This window comes from Flavobacterium wongokense, assembly GCF_021608265.1.
Lineage (GTDB): Bacteria > Bacteroidota > Bacteroidia > Flavobacteriales > Flavobacteriaceae > Flavobacterium > Flavobacterium wongokense.
The window spans coordinates 651,696-669,121 of record NZ_JAKIHP010000001.1; the positions used below are offsets into that span (position 1 = coordinate 651,696).

Annotated in this window: 19 protein-coding genes; 14 read left to right on the forward strand and 5 right to left on the reverse strand. The window is 38.5% G+C overall.

Going from position 1 to position 17,426, the window contains the following annotated elements:
* The first annotated feature begins 59 nt into the window (after positions 1 to 59).
* The 3 genes from L1S31_RS02670 (at position 60) to L1S31_RS02680 (ending at position 3,567) form a co-directional block, all read left to right on the forward strand.
* Positions 60 to 737, forward strand: a complete 678-nt coding sequence (locus L1S31_RS02670) for a DUF4271 domain-containing protein (RefSeq protein WP_255702199.1) — start codon at positions 60 to 62, stop codon at positions 735 to 737.
* 10 nt (positions 738 to 747) lie between these two features.
* Positions 748 to 1,497: a uroporphyrinogen-III synthase gene (locus tag L1S31_RS02675; protein ID WP_236463499.1), complete on the forward strand. Its 750-nt coding sequence runs from the start codon at positions 748 to 750 to the stop codon at positions 1,495 to 1,497.
* 96 nt (positions 1,498 to 1,593) lie between these two features.
* A complete protein-coding gene (locus L1S31_RS02680; RefSeq protein WP_236461748.1) occupies positions 1,594 to 3,567 on the forward strand; it encodes an O-antigen ligase family protein in 1,974 nt (657 codons plus the stop codon).
* Between the two features lie 65 nt (positions 3,568 to 3,632).
* Here L1S31_RS02680 and pckA read toward each other — a convergent pair whose 3' ends face one another.
* Positions 3,633 to 5,258, reverse strand: a complete 1,626-nt coding sequence (gene pckA / locus L1S31_RS02685; protein WP_236461752.1) for a phosphoenolpyruvate carboxykinase (ATP) — start codon at positions 5,256 to 5,258, stop codon at positions 3,633 to 3,635.
* 81 nt (positions 5,259 to 5,339) lie between these two features.
* Positions 5,340 to 5,726, reverse strand: coding sequence for a DUF423 domain-containing protein (locus tag L1S31_RS02690; protein ID WP_236461755.1), 387 nt, complete (start codon positions 5,724 to 5,726; stop codon positions 5,340 to 5,342).
* A 133-nt stretch (positions 5,727 to 5,859) separates the two neighbouring features.
* Between L1S31_RS02690 and L1S31_RS02695 the strand changes: the two genes are divergently transcribed.
* The 5 genes from L1S31_RS02695 (at position 5,860) to L1S31_RS02715 (ending at position 9,057) form a co-directional block, all read left to right on the forward strand.
* Positions 5,860 to 6,618 carry a DUF3108 domain-containing protein gene (locus tag L1S31_RS02695; protein ID WP_236461757.1) on the forward strand — a complete coding sequence of 253 codons (759 nt, stop codon included), beginning with the start codon at positions 5,860 to 5,862 and terminating at the stop codon, positions 6,616 to 6,618.
* 2 nt (positions 6,619 to 6,620) lie between these two features.
* Positions 6,621 to 6,947, forward strand: a complete 327-nt coding sequence (locus L1S31_RS02700; RefSeq protein WP_236461760.1) for a hypothetical protein — start codon at positions 6,621 to 6,623, stop codon at positions 6,945 to 6,947.
* 12 nt (positions 6,948 to 6,959) lie between these two features.
* Positions 6,960 to 8,333: a saccharopine dehydrogenase family protein gene (locus L1S31_RS02705; RefSeq protein ID WP_236461763.1), complete on the forward strand. Its 1,374-nt coding sequence runs from the start codon at positions 6,960 to 6,962 to the stop codon at positions 8,331 to 8,333.
* A gap of 9 nt (positions 8,334 to 8,342) precedes the next feature.
* Positions 8,343 to 8,507: a hypothetical protein gene (locus L1S31_RS02710; protein WP_236461766.1), complete on the forward strand. Its 165-nt coding sequence runs from the start codon at positions 8,343 to 8,345 to the stop codon at positions 8,505 to 8,507.
* 79 nt (positions 8,508 to 8,586) lie between these two features.
* On the forward strand, positions 8,587 to 9,057 hold the full coding sequence (locus L1S31_RS02715) for an Lrp/AsnC family transcriptional regulator (RefSeq protein WP_236461769.1): 471 nt from the start codon (positions 8,587 to 8,589) through the stop codon (positions 9,055 to 9,057).
* Here L1S31_RS02715 and L1S31_RS02720 read toward each other — a convergent pair whose 3' ends face one another.
* The 3 genes from L1S31_RS02720 to leuS all read right to left on the reverse strand — a co-directional run bounded on the left by L1S31_RS02720 (position 9,058) and on the right by leuS (position 13,041).
* On the reverse strand, positions 9,058 to 9,636 hold the full coding sequence (locus tag L1S31_RS02720) for an NUMOD4 domain-containing protein (protein WP_236461773.1): 579 nt from the start codon (positions 9,634 to 9,636) through the stop codon (positions 9,058 to 9,060).
* Positions 9,637 to 9,927: 291 nt separating this feature from the next.
* Positions 9,928 to 10,113: a hypothetical protein gene (locus L1S31_RS02725; protein ID WP_236461775.1), complete on the reverse strand. Its 186-nt coding sequence runs from the start codon at positions 10,111 to 10,113 to the stop codon at positions 9,928 to 9,930.
* A gap of 87 nt (positions 10,114 to 10,200) precedes the next feature.
* Positions 10,201 to 13,041, reverse strand: coding sequence for a leucine--tRNA ligase (gene leuS / locus L1S31_RS02730; RefSeq protein WP_236461778.1), 2,841 nt, complete (start codon positions 13,039 to 13,041; stop codon positions 10,201 to 10,203).
* Positions 13,042 to 13,203: 162 nt separating this feature from the next.
* Here leuS and L1S31_RS02735 point away from each other — a divergent pair, with 162 nt between their 5' ends.
* From L1S31_RS02735 to frr, 6 genes are all read left to right on the forward strand, one after another.
* Complete coding sequence (locus L1S31_RS02735) at positions 13,204 to 14,079, forward strand: cell division protein FtsX (RefSeq protein WP_236461782.1); 876 nt, start codon at positions 13,204 to 13,206, stop codon at positions 14,077 to 14,079.
* 17 nt (positions 14,080 to 14,096) lie between these two features.
* Positions 14,097 to 14,342 (forward strand): DUF3098 domain-containing protein, encoded by a 246-nt coding sequence (locus L1S31_RS02740; protein WP_236461786.1) that lies wholly within the window; start codon positions 14,097 to 14,099, stop codon positions 14,340 to 14,342.
* Entirely contained in the window at positions 14,342 to 15,139 is a 798-nt protein-coding gene (locus L1S31_RS02745; protein ID WP_236461789.1) for an undecaprenyl-diphosphate phosphatase, read from the forward strand. Before L1S31_RS02740 ends, L1S31_RS02745 begins: the two co-directional genes overlap by 1 nt.
* Positions 15,139 to 15,864, forward strand: coding sequence for a tRNA pseudouridine(55) synthase TruB (gene truB, locus L1S31_RS02750; protein ID WP_236461792.1), 726 nt, complete (start codon positions 15,139 to 15,141; stop codon positions 15,862 to 15,864). Before L1S31_RS02745 ends, truB begins: the two co-directional genes overlap by 1 nt.
* A 139-nt stretch (positions 15,865 to 16,003) precedes the next feature.
* The gene (gene pyrH, locus L1S31_RS02755; RefSeq protein ID WP_236461795.1) at positions 16,004 to 16,711 is read left to right on the forward strand and encodes a UMP kinase; all 708 of its coding nucleotides are present in this window, start codon (positions 16,004 to 16,006) and stop codon (positions 16,709 to 16,711) included.
* An 11-nt stretch (positions 16,712 to 16,722) separates the two neighbouring features.
* Positions 16,723 to 17,283: a ribosome recycling factor gene (gene frr / locus L1S31_RS02760; RefSeq protein ID WP_236461798.1), complete on the forward strand. Its 561-nt coding sequence runs from the start codon at positions 16,723 to 16,725 to the stop codon at positions 17,281 to 17,283.
* Positions 17,284 to 17,426: the final 143 nt, after the last annotated feature.

The window sequence follows — 17,426 nt, forward strand, 5'->3', positions numbered from 1 at the left end:
AGAGCAGTATCTTAATAATTCTATAATAATTTAACAATTAAAAATGTATTTTTGTCGTGATGATAATTGAAAATATTTTACAGCCACGGATTTTAGAACCTAAGGATTGGGCGACATATCTTTTTATTCTGTCTTTTGTCCTGATAGCGATTACGCGAACCGCTTTTGAAGGAAGGTTTAGCGAATTCCTTAGGATTTTGGTTTCTGACAAATACATCAAGGTATACAAAGACACCTCGCATTTGATGAGTGGTTTCACGATTCTTTTGTTTATCGTACAGATAATTTCGTTCTCCTTTTTCATCCAGTTGCTGCTTCATTATCTGGGTTATGTTTCCAAAACCGATTGGGTTGTTTTCCTCAGGATTTTTACCTTCTTCGGAGTATTTGTGCTTTCGAAATTTTTGATTGAGAAGATTGTTGCAGCCATTTTTAACATTGAAGAATTTACCGAGCAATTCAATTTGCAGAAAGTAAGCTATCGAACATTTATCGGAATGATACTGTTGCCGATAAACATCTACCTGTTTTATAACAATTCTCTATCAAATGTTTGGATTTATTGCATTATTGGTGTGATTTTAGCAATAAACGTGTTTTCTTATTTAATTTCTTTGAAGATTTATCAAAACTTACTCATCGGCAAGTTGTTTTATTTTATTTTGTATCTTTGCGCACTTGAAATAGCGCCCTATTATTTCATATATTATTTGATTACAAAAAATTTAGCAACGTAGAATGTCCAACTTGAAAGTGAAAACAATTTTGGTGTCACAGCCAGAACCAAAAGTAGAGAATTCACCTTATTTTGAATTACAGCAAAAGCATAAGGTAAAGATTGATTTCCGACCATTCATTCACGTCGAAGGCGTTAGTGCAAAAGATGTTAGGGCTCAGAAAATAGACCTCAATAACTTCACGGCAATTATTTTAACCAGTAGAAATTCGGTAGACCATTTCTTTAGGGTTGCGGAGGAAATGCGTTATAAAGTTCCTGAAGATTTGAAATATTTCTGCCAGTCAGAAGCGATTGCTTTTTATCTTCAGAAATATGTGGTTTACAGAAAACGTAAAATTTATGTGGGTCAGAAAGATTTCGTCGATTTGTCTCCATTGATTAAGAAATACAAAGAGGAAAAATTCCTTTTGCCAGCTTCTGACCAGTTGAATTTTGACGTTCCACAAACGCTGAACAACCTGAAAGTGGATTGGACACAGGCGACTTTTTACAAGACTGTAATGAGTGATTTGTCTGATTTGGCAGATGTTTATTATGATGTTTTGGCTTTCTTTAGCCCAACCGGAATTAAGTCATTGTTCAAAAATTTCCCTGATTTCCAACAAAACAATACCCGTATTGCAGTTTTTGGAAGTACTACCCAAAAAGAAGCTTTGGAGCACGGATTAAGAATTGACATTTTGGCACCAACACCTGAAACTCCCTCAATGACAATGGCGCTTGAACGCTACATTGCCGACGCCAACAAAGGAAAATAAATTTCAAAATATAGCATAGAAGTCCTGTTAAGTTAATTAGCAGGACTTTTTTTATTGCCAATAATGTTTATTTTTGATATGCTAAAACAAAATTCTATGGGCAATAAATCGATTGAAGGGATATATTTTGGATTTTTATTGTTGTTACCCTTAGTGTTTTGCACAACTACTGTCGATGCGGTTTTGATTCCAAGGCAGATTTTATTGTCTGTTTTTATTTTAATTGTAGTAACTGTCCTAATGTTGCGGAAGGTTGAATTGAGGTTCAATTTTAAATCTCCCCTTTTGTATGCTTTAGCAGGTTTTACATTCCTGAATTTCATTTCCTTTTTTTACACCGAAATTCCTGGTGAAACCCATGCCGCCTTTTCCAAATTGATTTTATTGATTTCTTTCTTTTTGGTCACTACCGTTTTGCTGTATAACAATGTGATTCGCACAAGCCAATTGGTAACAGCTATCATTGTTTTTAGTTTGATTACGCTTTCCCTTCCCATTTTTGAGATAATTGAAAAAACAATCAAAGGACAACATTTACTCAGGCAGATAGCCATCATCAAAGGGAGTTCAGCCAATAAAAATTTACTGTCTTCCATTTTATTCCTTAGCCTTCCCTTCTATTTTATGGGATTGCAACGTGGCACAATCTTGCGGTTTATGTCTTTGTTTGGAATCCTTTTAAGTTTGTTCGTATTGATAACCATCCGGACCAGAGTCGTTTTAATTGCAACTTTTATATTCCTGATCCTTCTGGTTTGCTACAAAATCAAGCAACGGTTTTCCATCAAAAAACGATACCTATTTGGTTCAGGAGTTGCAATATTTTTGCTGTTGCTATTATCGTATTCCTTTTATTTCAAGGATAAATTTGAGGGTCTGCAGTCAACCGATGTATCACAGCATTATGTTAGCCGCATACTCAATTCGAAAACCTTGGAAAGCCGTGTCGAATTTTGGAAAAACTCTATGCAGATGTCCAAAGAACATATTTTATTGGGAGTTGGGCTTGGGAATTGGCAGATTCAGTTTCCTAAATATGGCCTGAATAACTTTTCAGAATATGGCATCGTGAACGGCGAAGTAACGTTGCAACGACCGCATAACGATTTTATCTGGATACTTTGTGAGACCGGGATATTTGGTTTTTTGGCCTATTTATTCTTGTTTGGCATTATTTTTTACCAATTGGTTGCGTTGATAAAGAACGCTTCTGACTCAAAGGAAAAATGGAAGTATTATTACATTCTTTGTGGCCTGGTAGGTTATATCATCATTTCCTTTTTTGATTTTCCATACGAAAGGATAGAACACCAGGTCGTTTTATTGTCACTTTTTGCAATAGCAGCTTCGGCTTATTTCAAAAAGGAAACGGGAACAACCAGAAATTACAGCTCTTGGCTTTTTATCTTGTTGCTTCCGGTTTGTTATTCTTTCATAGTAACGTTTTACCGATTTAATGGCGAACAGCATGTTGTTAAAATGTATGCAGCCAAATTCAATAAAGACTGGGCTGAAGTAATCTATCAATCCAAAAAAGCCAATAGTTATTTATATCCTTTGGATAATGCCTCGATGCCGTTAAGCTGGTATGAGGGCATTGCGCATTTTAATGAAAATCGTCCCGAAGAAAGCCAGGAATGCTTTGAAAAAGCCTATCAGCTGACTCCTTACAATGTTCAGGTTATTTCAAATCTGGCAAGCACTTATCAATTAAATGGACGAATGGATGAAGCGGAAACCTTATTCAATAATGCCTTGAAAATCTCAAGCGGTTTTGATGAGGCCAAACTCAATCTTGCCGCATTGTATTATAACAAAAAAGAGTATGACAAAGCCTATTCTACCATTAATGAGGTTAAGGTTACTTCGCAAAACCCAAAATACCAAACCTATTTGGTGACCATCTTAAATCAAAAAATAAATGCTTACATCAAAGCGTCCACTGATAAAACTGTGGTAGACCGATTGGTTAAAAACGTTACCACAAAAGAAGTTTTACTGCAATTGTTCTTTGATGCCAAAAAGAATGATATGGATTTTGAAACGTATCTGGCGAAAGCCAAATTCTAAAATAAAAAAGTCCCGTCTTGTTTTGATCTAGACGGGACTTTTTTTTGGTTAGGTTAGCTTTAATCTTATAGCTGTGGACCGGCTTTTACCAAGCTCTGGCCTTCGCTATTATCTGTGTATTGTTCGAAATTCTTAATGAAACGCGACGCCAAATCTGCAGCTTTTGAATTCCAATCTGAAACATTTTCATAAGTGTCCCTTGGATCGAGGATTGCAGCATTCACGTCGTGTAAAGATGTTGGAACTTCTAAATTGAAAACAGGAACTGTTTTAGTAGCTGCATTTTCAATGGAACCGTCAAGGATTGCATCAATGATGGCGCGTGTATCCTTTATCGAGATACGTTTTCCTGTTCCGTTCCAACCGGTGTTTACCATATAAGCTGTAGCTTGGTTTTGTTCCATTTTTTTAACCAATTCTTCTCCGTATTTTGTTGGATGAAGCGTTAAAAATGCTTTTCCGAAACAAGCCGAGAACGTTGGCTCTGGTTGTGTAACACCTCTTTCTGTTCCGGCTAATTTAGCGGTAAATCCTGAAAGGAAATAGTATTTAGTCTGCTCTGGAGTCAATTTAGAAACCGGAGGCATTACTCCAAACGCATCAGCAGTAAGGAAGATAACTTTATTGGCATGGCCGGCCTTTGAAACTGGCTTAACAATATTATGAATGTGGTAAATCGGATAAGAAACCCTGGTGTTTTGGGTAACCGAAGTATCGTGGAAATCGATTTTGCCGTTGGCATCAACCGTTACGTTTTCCAATAACGCATCTCTTTTGATGGCGCCATAAATATCCGGTTCGTTTTCTTTACTTAAATCGATGGTTTTTGCATAACATCCTCCTTCGAAATTGAAGACACCATCATTATCCCAACCGTGCTCATCGTCTCCGATTAATTCACGTTTTGGGTCAGTAGACAAAGTTGTTTTTCCTGTTCCTGAAAGACCAAAAAATACAGCAACATCTCCATTCGCTCCTTTATTTGCCGAGCAGTGCATTGATGCAATTCCCTGTAATGGCAGGTAATAATTCATCATGGCAAACATTCCTTTTTTCATCTCACCACCATACCAGGTACCGCCAATGATTTGGATTTTCTCGGTCAGGTTGAATGCGATGTATACTTCAGAATTCAGTCCGTGTGCAGCATAATCCTTGAAAGAGGTTTTAGAACCATTCATTACAATGAAATCTGGCTCCCCAAAATTTTCCAATTCAGCTTCCGTTGGACGGATGAACATATTGGTTACGAAGTGTGCCTGCCAGGCTACTTCCATGATAAAACGAACTTTAAGCCTTGTATTTTCATTAGCGCCACAAAAAGCATCAACTACATAAAGTTTTTTTCCTGATAATTGATTTGTGGTAGTATCTTTTAAGGCATTCCACGTGTCTTGTGAAATAGGTTTGTTATCGTTTGCAGCTTTATCGGAAGTCCACCAAATTGTATTTTCGGTGATGCTGTCCTTAACGATATATTTGTCTTTTGGAGAGCGACCGGTAAAATCTCCAGTCATCACATTTACAGCTCCCAACTCGCTTAATTGTCCTTTTTCAAATCCGGTTAAATTCGGATTTAACTCATCATTGTATAATTGTTCGTAAGATGGATTGTGAATTATTTCCTGAACATCATTAATCCCATATTTTTCTAACGAAATCGATTTCGTAATTTGAGCGTAGTTCTGCATAGAAATTAGTTTGTGTTGCATTATAAATTAGACGCCAAAGGTAAAAATTAAATTTTAGAAACTATTTTTTTTATCAAAATATTATCTTTTCGATTTCCAAATATTCCAAAATAAAACGCTCCAGCCCGCTATTAACAAAGCTCCGCCAATTGGCGTTATAAATCCAATAAATTTAAAATCAATTCCGGATAAGGGTTTAGTAGTCAGAAGATAAATCGAACCTGAGAAGAAAAATACTCCAAAAACCACCAATTGAAAGATGGTTTTTTTGGCTTTTTCATCAACCATCGAATTCATTCCCAAAAACAACAGGAAAAGTGCATGGTACATTTGGTATTTTACTCCGGTTTCAAAAGCGCTCAGTTGTTCAACCGACAAATATCTTTTTAAGGCATGTGCACCAAAAGCGCCTAAAATAATTGCTGTCAATCCCAAAAAGGCAGCAACACTGGTTATTTTTCTTTCCATTTTTATGTTTGATACTAAAACACAAATTTATTCGTTATCTAATTACAAATAAAGAAATATCACGTTTCTTTTGTCCTGAAATTTCGGGAGTACCATTTTAAAAATTTTATATTTGCACCGTTAATTTACAATTATGAACAAGATTCTCTTTATCCTTTGTGCAGTTGCTGCCTGTTGCTCATTTACAGCGAACAGCCAAACCATAAAAGCCGGCGAAAAATTGGTTTACGCTGGTTCCTATAATATGAGTGGTTTGATGACCCAATTGGCACAGGTTACCATGTCTACTGAAAATATTAACACTTCCAAAAATACGTATCTGCATTTGAATTGCGAATTGTCTACTTACAGCAAATGGGACTCGTTTTTCAAAATCAGGGATATTTATGAGTCGTATGTAAATCCGTCAAATCTAAAACCGAGTTTGTATAAAAGAAGCATTGATGAAGGTGGTTATAAAAAGAGGGAAAAATACGTTTTCAAAGGAAATACCATAACCAGCACCGTCAAAAAAAGAAATTATCCAGAATCGGGGAAAACTTTTGCTATTGGTGGTTCGACTGTAGATGTAGTTTCGCTTTTATACAAAGTAAGGACTATGGATTTGGCCAAAATGAAAGAAGGCCAAACGCAAAACCTGATGATTGTTTTTGATGAAAAGCAAATTCCTGTGACGCTGAAATATATGGGAAAAGAAACGATAAATGCTGGGAATTTGGGCAAAAAGGAATGTTATAAATTATCGATTGGTGCAAAAACCGATGCCCTGAAAGGAAAAGATAAAAACCTGATTTGGCTGACTGCCGACAGCAAAAAAGTTCCGGCTTTGCTTAAATTCAGCATTCCTGTTGGAACCGGACAATTGGCTTTAACTTCTGCAAGCGGATTATAATCATGAGAAAACTATTTTTATTTTTAGCCTGTTTCTTTAGTGCCTTAGCCCTTGTCTTTGCATTGATGCCAATGGATACGATTGCTTTTTTACCAATTGGGCTGGCGTTTGTTTTTTGTCTGCTATTGCTTAAAAAATCAACTGGAAACCAAAAAAGGCTTCCTCAAATCTTGCTTTTCATCTGCGCACTTTCTTCGGTATTTGTATTGGGGAAAACACTTTTAATCAAAGACGAAGTCGAGAAAGACGCTCAATTTGAACAACAGAAAATTGAAACCAAACAGGAAGCCAAACAAGAACTGGAAAATTTAGAAAAGGACTTGGAATAAAAAACTACCCGAATGAGAAACATTTTAATCATTGGTGCCGGACGTTCCGCATCTTCATTGATACAATACTTATTAAATAAATCCACTCAGGAAAACCTGCACCTTACCATTGGCGATTTGTCATTGGAACTGGCACAACGCAAAACCAACAATCACCCAAACGCAACGGCAATTGCACTTGACATCAACAATGTTGAGCAACGCCAGGCAGAAATACAAAAAGCGGATATCGTCATTTCGATGCTTCCTGCACACATGCACATTGATGTTGCCAAAGACTGCGTAACCTTCAAAAAGAACATGGTTACGGCTTCCTATGTTTCCGATGCTATGCAGGCTTTGGATGAAGCCGTAAAAGCAAACGGTTTGGTTTTCATGAATGAAATTGGGCTTGACCCGGGAATTGACCACATGAGTGCGATGAAAGTAATCCATGAAATTGAAGACAAAGGCGGGAAGATGATTTTGTTCGAATCGTTTTGTGGCGGATTGGTTGCTCCAGAATCGGATAACAATCTTTGGAACTACAAATTTACATGGGCACCAAGAAATGTGGTTTTGGCAGGACAAGGTGGCGCTGCAAAATTCATACAGGAAGGCAAATATAAATACATTCCGTATCACAAATTGTTTAGAAGAACCGAGTTTTTATATGTAGAAGGTTATGGGAAATTTGAAGGCTATGCCAATCGTGATTCGTTGAAATATAGAAGTGTTTATGGTTTGGATGATGCGCTGACGGTTTATCGCGGAACCATTCGCCGTGTTGGTTTTTCAAAAGCCTGGAATATGTTCGTACAACTTGGAATGACCGATGACACTTACGTACTTGATGATTCTGAAAACTTAAGTTATAGGGATTTCATCAACCTGTTTTTACCCTATTCGCCAACAGATTCTGTGGAAATCAAAACACGACTGCAGCTTGGGATTGAGCAGGATGACATTATGTGGGACAAACTTTTGGAATTGGATTTGTTCAATCCGAATAAGAAAGTCGGGCTTAAGAATGCAACTCCTGCACAAATCCTGGAACGCATCCTAAACGATAAATGGTCATTACAGCCAGATGATAAGGATATGATTGTGATGTACCACAAATTGGGTTACGAAATCAATGGCGAACGCAAACAGATTGACTCCAAAATGGTCTGCATTGGCGATGACCAAACCTATACCGCAATGGCAAAAACCGTTGGGCTTCCTGTAGCAATGGCAGCCATTCAAATCCTAAACGGGAAAATTAAAACTCCGGGTGTACAATTACCGATTCGAAGAGAAGTTTACGAACCAATTTTAAAAGAACTTGAAGATTTTGGCGTGGTTTTCAACGAAACCGAAATGCCATATATAGGTTATAATCCTGATAAATTAATGGGAAATTAAACTTGGATTATGGAGAAATTCAAAAACCTAAAACCGCTTTATATTTATCTCATTGGAAGTGCTTTGGCATGCATCGGAAGCTTTTTTGACAAAACACCGGTAATCAGCTATTCCTTTCTGATCCTTGCTTTTTTCTTTATCATATTTGGGATAGTAAAATATTTAAGGGAGTAAGAACTTTCATTTAAACAAGAGCTTATTTTTTGTTACTATTTGAAAGCAAATCTCTATTTTTACTTTCAAATAGTTTGTCATGAAAATAAATCAACTACAAATAGAAATCGATGGTATTGACAAGGAAATCCTGCGTAACCTTATGGAAGATGCCCGAAAACCAATACTCCAAATTGCCAACAAAATTGGGATTTCGGGTGCTGCAATTCACCAACGATTGCGTAAACTAGAAGACGCTGGCGTTATTTCGGGCTCTAAATTCATTATTGACAATAAGGTTTTAGGCTATAAAACCATGGCTTTTATTGGGATTTACCTCGACAAGGCTTCAAGCAATTCGGATACTGTTCGGGAACTGAAAAAGATCCCTGAGGTTTTGGAATGCCATTATACCACGGGAAACTGGAGCATTTTAATCAAGATTATCTGTCGCGATAACGAACATTTGATGCAACTGCTCAACAAAAAAATACAGCCAATTGATGGGGTTTCGAGAACGGAAACCTTTATTTCGCTGGAACAACAAATTGAAAGACAAATTCAGTTGTAGTTATACCTTTATGTGAGCCCAGTTTTCGCCACGCTTGATTCGGTTGACCTGCATTTCACTGATTCCGAATTGTTTTGCCAATATTTTAATGCGTGTATTTTGATTGGGTTTGTTGAGCAGCTTTTTCAAACGCATGACATTGGTCGAAGTAAGTTTCCTGCCATCAGCTTTGATGTTGTGCTCTATCAGTTTTTGCTTTGACTTGATTACATGAGGGCTCTTTTTGTAGTGTTCGAGTTTTTCATCATAGGTTGCCCATTTCAAATTCTTAACCAAATCATTATCGCGGACATAATCCAAATGCAGCACAAACTGTTGTTCTTCAGACGTTTTTGGAATAAAAAACTCAGCAACAAGTTTATAAACGAATAAGGTCTTGTAGGCGCTTTTCCCGTTAGGTGACTTCCCGTAGCGGAATGTTTTATAGCCATCTGACATCGATCCTTTTAATAGATTTCCATCATTAAAATTCTCTGTGAAACTGATGAGCCTTCCTTTGTTGGAAACAGCGTATCTGAATTTCAACGGAAAATCTGTTTCGATTTCCCGAAATTCCTCGTTTGCATAAATTCTAAACATTATTGTGGTATTAGAATCTCAAAGCTACAAAAAAATCCGCTATTTGCCGTAACGGATCCTGTTTTTAACGATTGTCTGTGACGTCCTGGTATACCAAGTACCCTATTCAATGTTCATGGTCCCGAAGTGAAACGGCATTGCACCCAAGTTGAATGCCTTGTGCACCCAAGTGAAACCTTAAGGTCCCGAAGTAAAATGGCATTGCACCCAAGTGAATGCCTTAAGTCCCGAGGTGAAACCTTCAGGTCCCGAAGTGAGGACAGCGGGTCCCGTGTTGACCACGACGAGTCCCTATCTGCAAATGGTGATGAAAGCTATCAGTTCTGCGCCTTCATAATAGGTAAAGGAAACGCTTACTATTTCGTAACCGGCGTTGCCTTTTTCGTTAAGGAACTGTTCAACCTTTTGGTTTAGTTTTTCCTTCATGCTGCTGAAGCCAGCCTTTTCTGAAATGGTGTGGATTTCGTATTTCTTCATACTGTTGGTTTTTGTTCTTATACGGGAAAATAAGAAAAGGTTACAAAAAAATAGCGCGGATATTAAATCCGCGCTATCAAAAATTTGTTATTTCAATCCTACCAGGTTGATTACCCTTCCCGGAACGATGATTACCTTATTCGGGATTTTTCCGTCCAATTGTTTTAAGGTTCTTTCATCAGCCATAACGATTTCCTCGATTTGTTTCGGAGTTAAGTCTAATGGCAATTTGATGGTGAAACGCATTTTCCCGTCAAAGGATACCGGATATTCCTTTTCAGATTCTATCAAATATTTTTCTTCATAAACTGGGAATGCAACAGTTGAAATCGAGCCTTCATGACCTAATTGTGCCCAAAGTTCTTCGGCAATATGTGGCGCATAAGGCGAAATTACGATTGCCAATGGCTCCAATATTTTTCGGTGGTTGCATTTCATCGAAGCCAGTTCGTTGACACATATCATAAACTGTGACACCGATGTGTTGAACGAGAAATTCTCGATATCTTCAGTAACTTTCTTGATGGTTTTGTGTAACGACTTATACATTTCAGACGTTGGTTCGTCATTGGTTACAATTAGACCATTATCATCAAAATACAATCTCCATAGTTTTTTCAGGAATCCTGAAACTCCTGTAATCCCTGCCGTATTCCAAGGCTTTGCCTGTTCTAACGGTCCAAGGAACATTTCGTAAAGACGAAGTGTATCAGCGCCATAATCGTTACAGATGTCATCGGGATTGACGACATTGTATTTTGATTTCGACATTTTTTCGACTTCGCGGCCAACAATGTATTTGCCATTTTCCAGGATGAATTCGGCATTTGCATAATCAGAATATAATGGGTGCTTTTTGAAAGCTTCAATATCCAATTCGTTTGTAATGTCATTGATTACAGCCAAATCCACATGGATTGGGTGTACTTTTTCTCCGGCAATCAAGCCTTTTGAGAATAGTTTTTTAGAATCTTCAGAACGATACACAAATGCACTCATACCTAAAATCATTCCCTGATTGATGAGTTTTTTGAAAGGTTCTTCAGTTGGTGCAAAGCCTTTATCCTTTAAGAATTTGTTCCAGAAACGCGAATACAACAAGTGGCCGGTTGCGTGCTCGCTTCCGCCTATGTATAAATCTACGTTTTCCCAGTATTTCAATGCTTCCTTGCTGGCAAATTCGGCGTCGTTATGCGCGTCCATGTAACGCATCCAATACCACGAACTTCCTGCCCAGCCTGGCATCGTATTCAATTCCAATGGAAAAACTGTTTCGTTATCAATTAAATCGTTGTTCACGACTTTATTATTTATCGTATCCCAAGCCCAATCAACAGCGTTTCCTAATGGCGGTTGTCCGTCTTCGGTTGGCAGGTATTTTTCTACTTCAGGCAGGATGATTGGCAAATGTTTAGCGTCAATCATCTGTGGCAGATCGTTCACATAATACACCGGGAATGGCTCTCCCCAATATCTTTGACGCGAAAACACCGCATCACGCAAACGGTAGTTGGTTTTGCCTTTTCCGTGGTGGATGGATTCCAACTGCTCAATGATTTTCTTTGTTGCCGATTTGTAATCCAATCCGTTTAGGAAATCGGAATTGATGAACTCAAAGCCTGTTTTCTCTGCAAAAGCAGCTTCTGAAATATCCTTGTTGAAAATGTTCTTAATCGGAATATTGAAATGTTTCGCAAATGCGTAATCCCTTTCATCGCCTGCAGGAACTGCCATTACGGCTCCGGTTCCATAACCCGCCAAAACGTAATCGCCAATCCAAACCGGAATTGGTTCCTTGGTAAACGGATGTTCAGCATAAGCTCCGGTAAATACTCCCGAAATGGTTTTTACATCAGCCATTCTTTCGCGTTCCGAACGTTTCGCTGTCGCTTCAATATAGCTTTCAACTGCAGCTTTTTGTTCAGCCGTTGTGATTTGGGCTACCAATTCGTGTTCAGGTGCAAGGGTCATAAAGGTCACGCCAAAAATGGTATCAGGACGTGTGGTGAAAACTTCTATCGTATGTCTTTGGTCATTGTCTTCCGATTGCAGCACCTTAAAAATCACCGAAGCACCAACCGATTTTCCAATCCAGTTTCTTTGTGATTCTTTTATCGATTCGCTCCAGTCGATGGTTTCCAATCCCTGCAACAATCTTTCGGCATAAGCCGAAATACGCATCGACCATTGGGTCATTTTTTTACGGATAACCGGATGGCCTCCACGTTCGGAAACACCGTTTACAATTTCGTCGTTTGCCAAAACCGTTCCCAATGCCGGGCACCAGTTTACTTCGGTTTCCGCCAAATAGGTCAATCGGTATTGCAGCAATATTTTTTGTTTTTCATCGTCTGAAAAAGCGTGCCATTCTGAAGGAAAAAATACAGCAACATTGTCATCGCACACGGCATTTACTGTGGCGTTGCCACTTCTTTCGAAGATTTCAACCAAAGTCGAAATGTCTTCAGCCTTGTCCGTTTCCTTGTTGTACCACGAATTGAAAAGCTGAATGAAAATCCATTGGGTATGTTGGTAATAATCGGGATTTGAGGTACGCACTTCACGGCTCCAATCGAATGAAAAGCCAATTTTGTCCAATTGTTCGCGGTAACGCGCAATATTTTCGCGGGTTGTTTTCTCAGGATGCTGACCGGTTTGGATGGCATATTGCTCGGCAGGAAGCCCAAAAGAATCGTAGCCCTGCGGATGCAAAACATTGAAACCTTTGTGGCGTTTGAAACGCGCTACGATATCCGAAGCGATATAACCCAGAGGATGCCCTACGTGCAAACCCGCACCAGAAGGATACGGAAACATGTCGAGCACATAATATTTGGGTTTATCGGAATTATTGGATGCAGCAAAAGTTTGGTTTTGAGCCCAATATTTCTGCCATTTTTCTTCGATTTTTTCGTGGAAATATTTCATTCGTCAGTTACAAAGTTGCAAAGTTGCAGAGTCGCAAAGTTGCTCGTGTTTATAAAATTTAAGCGGCAAATTTACGTTTATTATAATAAAGTTAAAAGTTTGTACGTTATAAAGAAGAAAAACAATTTTCTTTATTATTTTTACCACATCAAAATACAGTTTATGTCGTCGTCATTTGAAAAGTTTCAGAAGCGCAGGGTTATTACCTCTTATTTTTCGGTAGTCCTGAGTATCTTTTTAGTGTTGTTTTTATTGGGAATGCTGGGGCTTTTCGTCATCAATTCCAAAAGATTATCAGACAATTTCAAGGAAGAGATTGCGATGACCGTTTTCTTTAAGACTGAAGCAACCGACTCGGTGATCAACGCTTTTAACGAAGAATTGAAGACCGCAAAATTTGCCAAATCCTTTGAATATGTTTCGAAAGAAAAGGCCGCTGAAAAACATACCAAGGTAATTGGCGAGGATTTTATGCAGTTTTTGGGCGTGAATCCGCTGCAGAATTCGTTTGACATCCACTTAAAGGCCGATTATGTTACGAATGCCGGAATTGCCAAAATTGAAAACCGTCTGCGTAAAAATGAAATGATTGCCGATGTGGTTTATGACAAGCAATTGGTGACTTTGGTCAATGACAACATCAAGAATATCAGTATGTGGATTTTGATTATCAGTGGTGTTTTCGCCTTTGTTTCGGTATTGCTGATTAATAGTTCGCTTCGGTTATCAATTTTTGCCAACCGATTCATCATCAAAACGATGCAGATGGTTGGTGCAACCAAATCCTTTATCCGTAAACCTTTTATCCAGCGCAGTGTTTTCCTGGGATTGATTGGTTCGGCCTTGGCGATTTTTGCGTTGATTGGCGTTTTGGTTTACCTACAGGCGACCTTCCCAAGTCTTGGGATTATGGAAGACAAATTGGCCATAACCATTGTACTTGCGGGTGTTTTGGTTTTAGGGATTGTGATTTCCTGGATCAGTACGTACATCGCAACACAGCGCTTTTTGAATTTAAGAACTGACGATTTATATTAAGATTATAAAAAGACAACATGAAAAACAACAATGAACAGAAACCCGATTTTCTTTTTGAAAAGGCTAACTACAAATTCCTTTTGATTGGGATTGGAGTGATTGTTTTAGGATTTATTTTGATGAGTGGCGGTGGAAGCAATGACCCAAAGGTTTTTAGTGAAGATGTTTTCAGTTTCAGGAGGATTCGTTTGGCTCCAACCGTAGTTTTGATTGGATTTGGAATTACGATTTATTCTATTTTCAAAAAAACCAAAACTAAATAATGGATTATTTTCAGGCTATCGTTTTAGCTATCATTGAAGGAATAACCGAATTTCTTCCTATCTCCTCAACAGGCCACATGATTATTGCATCGTCGTTTTTTGGGATTGCCCACGACGATTTTACCAAATTATTTACCGTAGTAATCCAGCTTGGCGCGATACTTTCGGTGGTGGTTTTATATTTCAGGAGATTTTTCCAGACGCTTGATTTTTACTTTAAGTTGTTCGTAGCCTTTCTTCCGGCTGTGGTTTTTGGTTTGCTTTTTAGCAAAAGAATCGATGCCTTATTGGAAAACCCGGTAACCGTTGCGGTTTCGTTGGTTTTGGGCGGAATTATTTTGCTTAAGGTTGATGATTGGTTCACACCAAAAGAGGAGGCGCAGACAACTGATGAAATAACCTATCCGACAGCCTTAAAAATTGGTTTGTTCCAATGCCTTGCGATGATTCCCGGAGTTTCCCGAAGTGGCGCCAGTATCATTGGTGGAATGTCACAAAAATTATCCCGTACCACAGCTGCCGAATTTTCATTTTTCCTTGCGGTTCCAACCATGCTTGGTGCGACCGTTAAGAAATGTTACGATTATTATAAAGACGGTTATGTATTATCAGACCAACAAATCAACTTACTGATTATCGGAAACGTAGTTGGCTTCATCGTTGCCATGCTTGCGATAAAATCCTTCATTGGTTACTTATCAAAACACGGTTTTAAAATGTTTGGCTATTACCGAATCATCGCTGGTTTGGCAATACTCATCATTCACTTCTTTGTTTTAAAATTAACTACCATCTAATGACTGCCGAAGACTTTTTAGACGGTCAAATCCTTTTGATTGACAAGCCTCTTAAATGGTCGTCATTCCAGGCAGTGAATAAGCTGAAGTACATCTTAAAAAGAAAATATGACCTTCCGAAAAAGTTTAAGATTGGCCATGCCGGAACATTAGATCCTTTAGCAACAGGTTTACTGATCATCTGTACCGGAAAATTTACCAAACGTATTACCGAAATCCAGGGACAAGCCAAGGAATACACCGGAACATTTACCATTGGTGCCACCACGCCTTCGTATGATTTGGAAACCGAAGTGGATGCGACTTTCCCAACAGGACATGTCACTCCCGAATTGATTCAGGAAACGGTAAAACAATTTTTGGGTGAAATAGATCAAAAACCACCGGTTTTTTCGGCCATCAAAAAAGATGGAAAACGCCTATATGAGCACGCGCGTGCCGGAGAAGAAGTAGAAATCGCCTCGCGGAAAACTACAATAAACGAATTTGAAATCAGCAGGATTGAATTGCCCGAAATAGATTTCCGGGTAACCTGCAGCAAAGGAACTTATATCCGTTCCCTCGCTTTCGATTTTGGCAAAGCCTTAAATTCAGGAGCTTACTTATCGGTTTTACGCCGGACAAAGATTGGGGATTATTCGGTTGAAAATGGGGTTACTCCCGAAAATTTCGAAAAATTGGTATCCGAACCCGAGCCTGAAAGGCGAACTGACGAAGTAAACTAAAATTATACTTTCTGTTTTTGAATTTATATTAAAAACAGAATATGTTTATATTTGCATCCATTAACAATACAACTAAATTACGTAATGACTCAAGCGAAGCGACAGCATTACCCAACTAAAAAACAATATTTAAAGAGTAATGAAGTACAAAAGAATTCTTCTAAAACTGAGCGGTGAAGCCTTGATGGGTGACAGACAATATGGAATTGACCCAAAACGCCTTGCCGAATATGCTGATGAAATCAAAGAAATCCACAGCAAAGGCGTAGAAATCGCCATTGTGATTGGAGGAGGAAATATTTTTAGGGGAATTGCAGGAGCCAGCAACGGAATGGACCGTGTTCAGGGAGATTATATGGGAATGCTTGCCACCGTTATCAACGGAATGGCTTTACAGGGAGCATTGGAAGACAAAGGAATGTTGACCCGTTTGCAGACTGCCTTGAAAATTGAAGCGATTGCTGAGCCTTACATCAAAAGAAGAGCGGTGCGCCACCTTGAAAAAGGAAGGATTGTTATCTTTGGTGCAGGAACTGGAAATCCCTATTTTACAACCGATACTGCTGCGGTTCTTCGTGGCGTTGAAGTGCATGCCGACGTGATTTTGAAAGGAACACGTGTTGACGGGATTTATGATTCCGATCCTGAGAAAAATGCCAATGCAGTGAAATTCAACAGCATCACTTTTGACGATGTCATCAAAAAAGGATTGAATGTTATGGATTCAACGGCGTTTACCTTAAGCCAGGAAAACGAATTGCCAATCGTGGTTTTTGACATGAATAAAAAAGGAAATTTATTGAAAATTTGTAACGGTGAAGAAATTGGAACCGTTGTTAAAATATAATTATTCTTAAGATGGAAGAAATAGAATTTATTTTAGACAGTACAAAAGAATCCATGGCTGGTTCGATTGCGCATTTGGAAAAAGAATTTTTAAATATCCGCGCAGGAAAGGCTTCACCACAAATGCTGGGAAGTGTTTTTGTTGATTATTATGGTTCGCAGACACCACTTTCACAGGTTTCGAATGTGAATGTTCCCGATGCTAGAACCATCACCATTCAGCCTTACGAAAAAAGCATGCTTCAGGCGATAGAGAAAGCAATCATGATTGCAAACCTTGGTTTTAATCCGATGAATAATGGCGACAACATCATTATCAGTGTGCCGCCTTTGACAGAAGAAAGAAGGCGTGACCTGGTAAAACAAGCCAAGTCGGAAGCGGAAGATGCCAAAATCAGTATCCGAAATGCGCGTAAGGATGCCAATACCGAAATCAAAAAACTGGAAAAAGACGGAACTTCAGAGGATTTATGCAAAAATGCCGAAGACGATATCCAAAAGTTAACCGATAGTTTCATCCGAAAAGTGGATGAGCATCTTACTACAAAAGAAGCCGAAATCATGAAGGTGTAACTTTTGTTAATTGAATATTAAAATCCGTTTCGAAGTTTCGGGACGGATTTTTTTATTCCTATTTTTGTTAAAATTTGTGTTATTTCAAGCTAAAGCTTGTGTACCTGAAGCCCACAGGGCTTCCTCCTCTTAATGTCAAATCT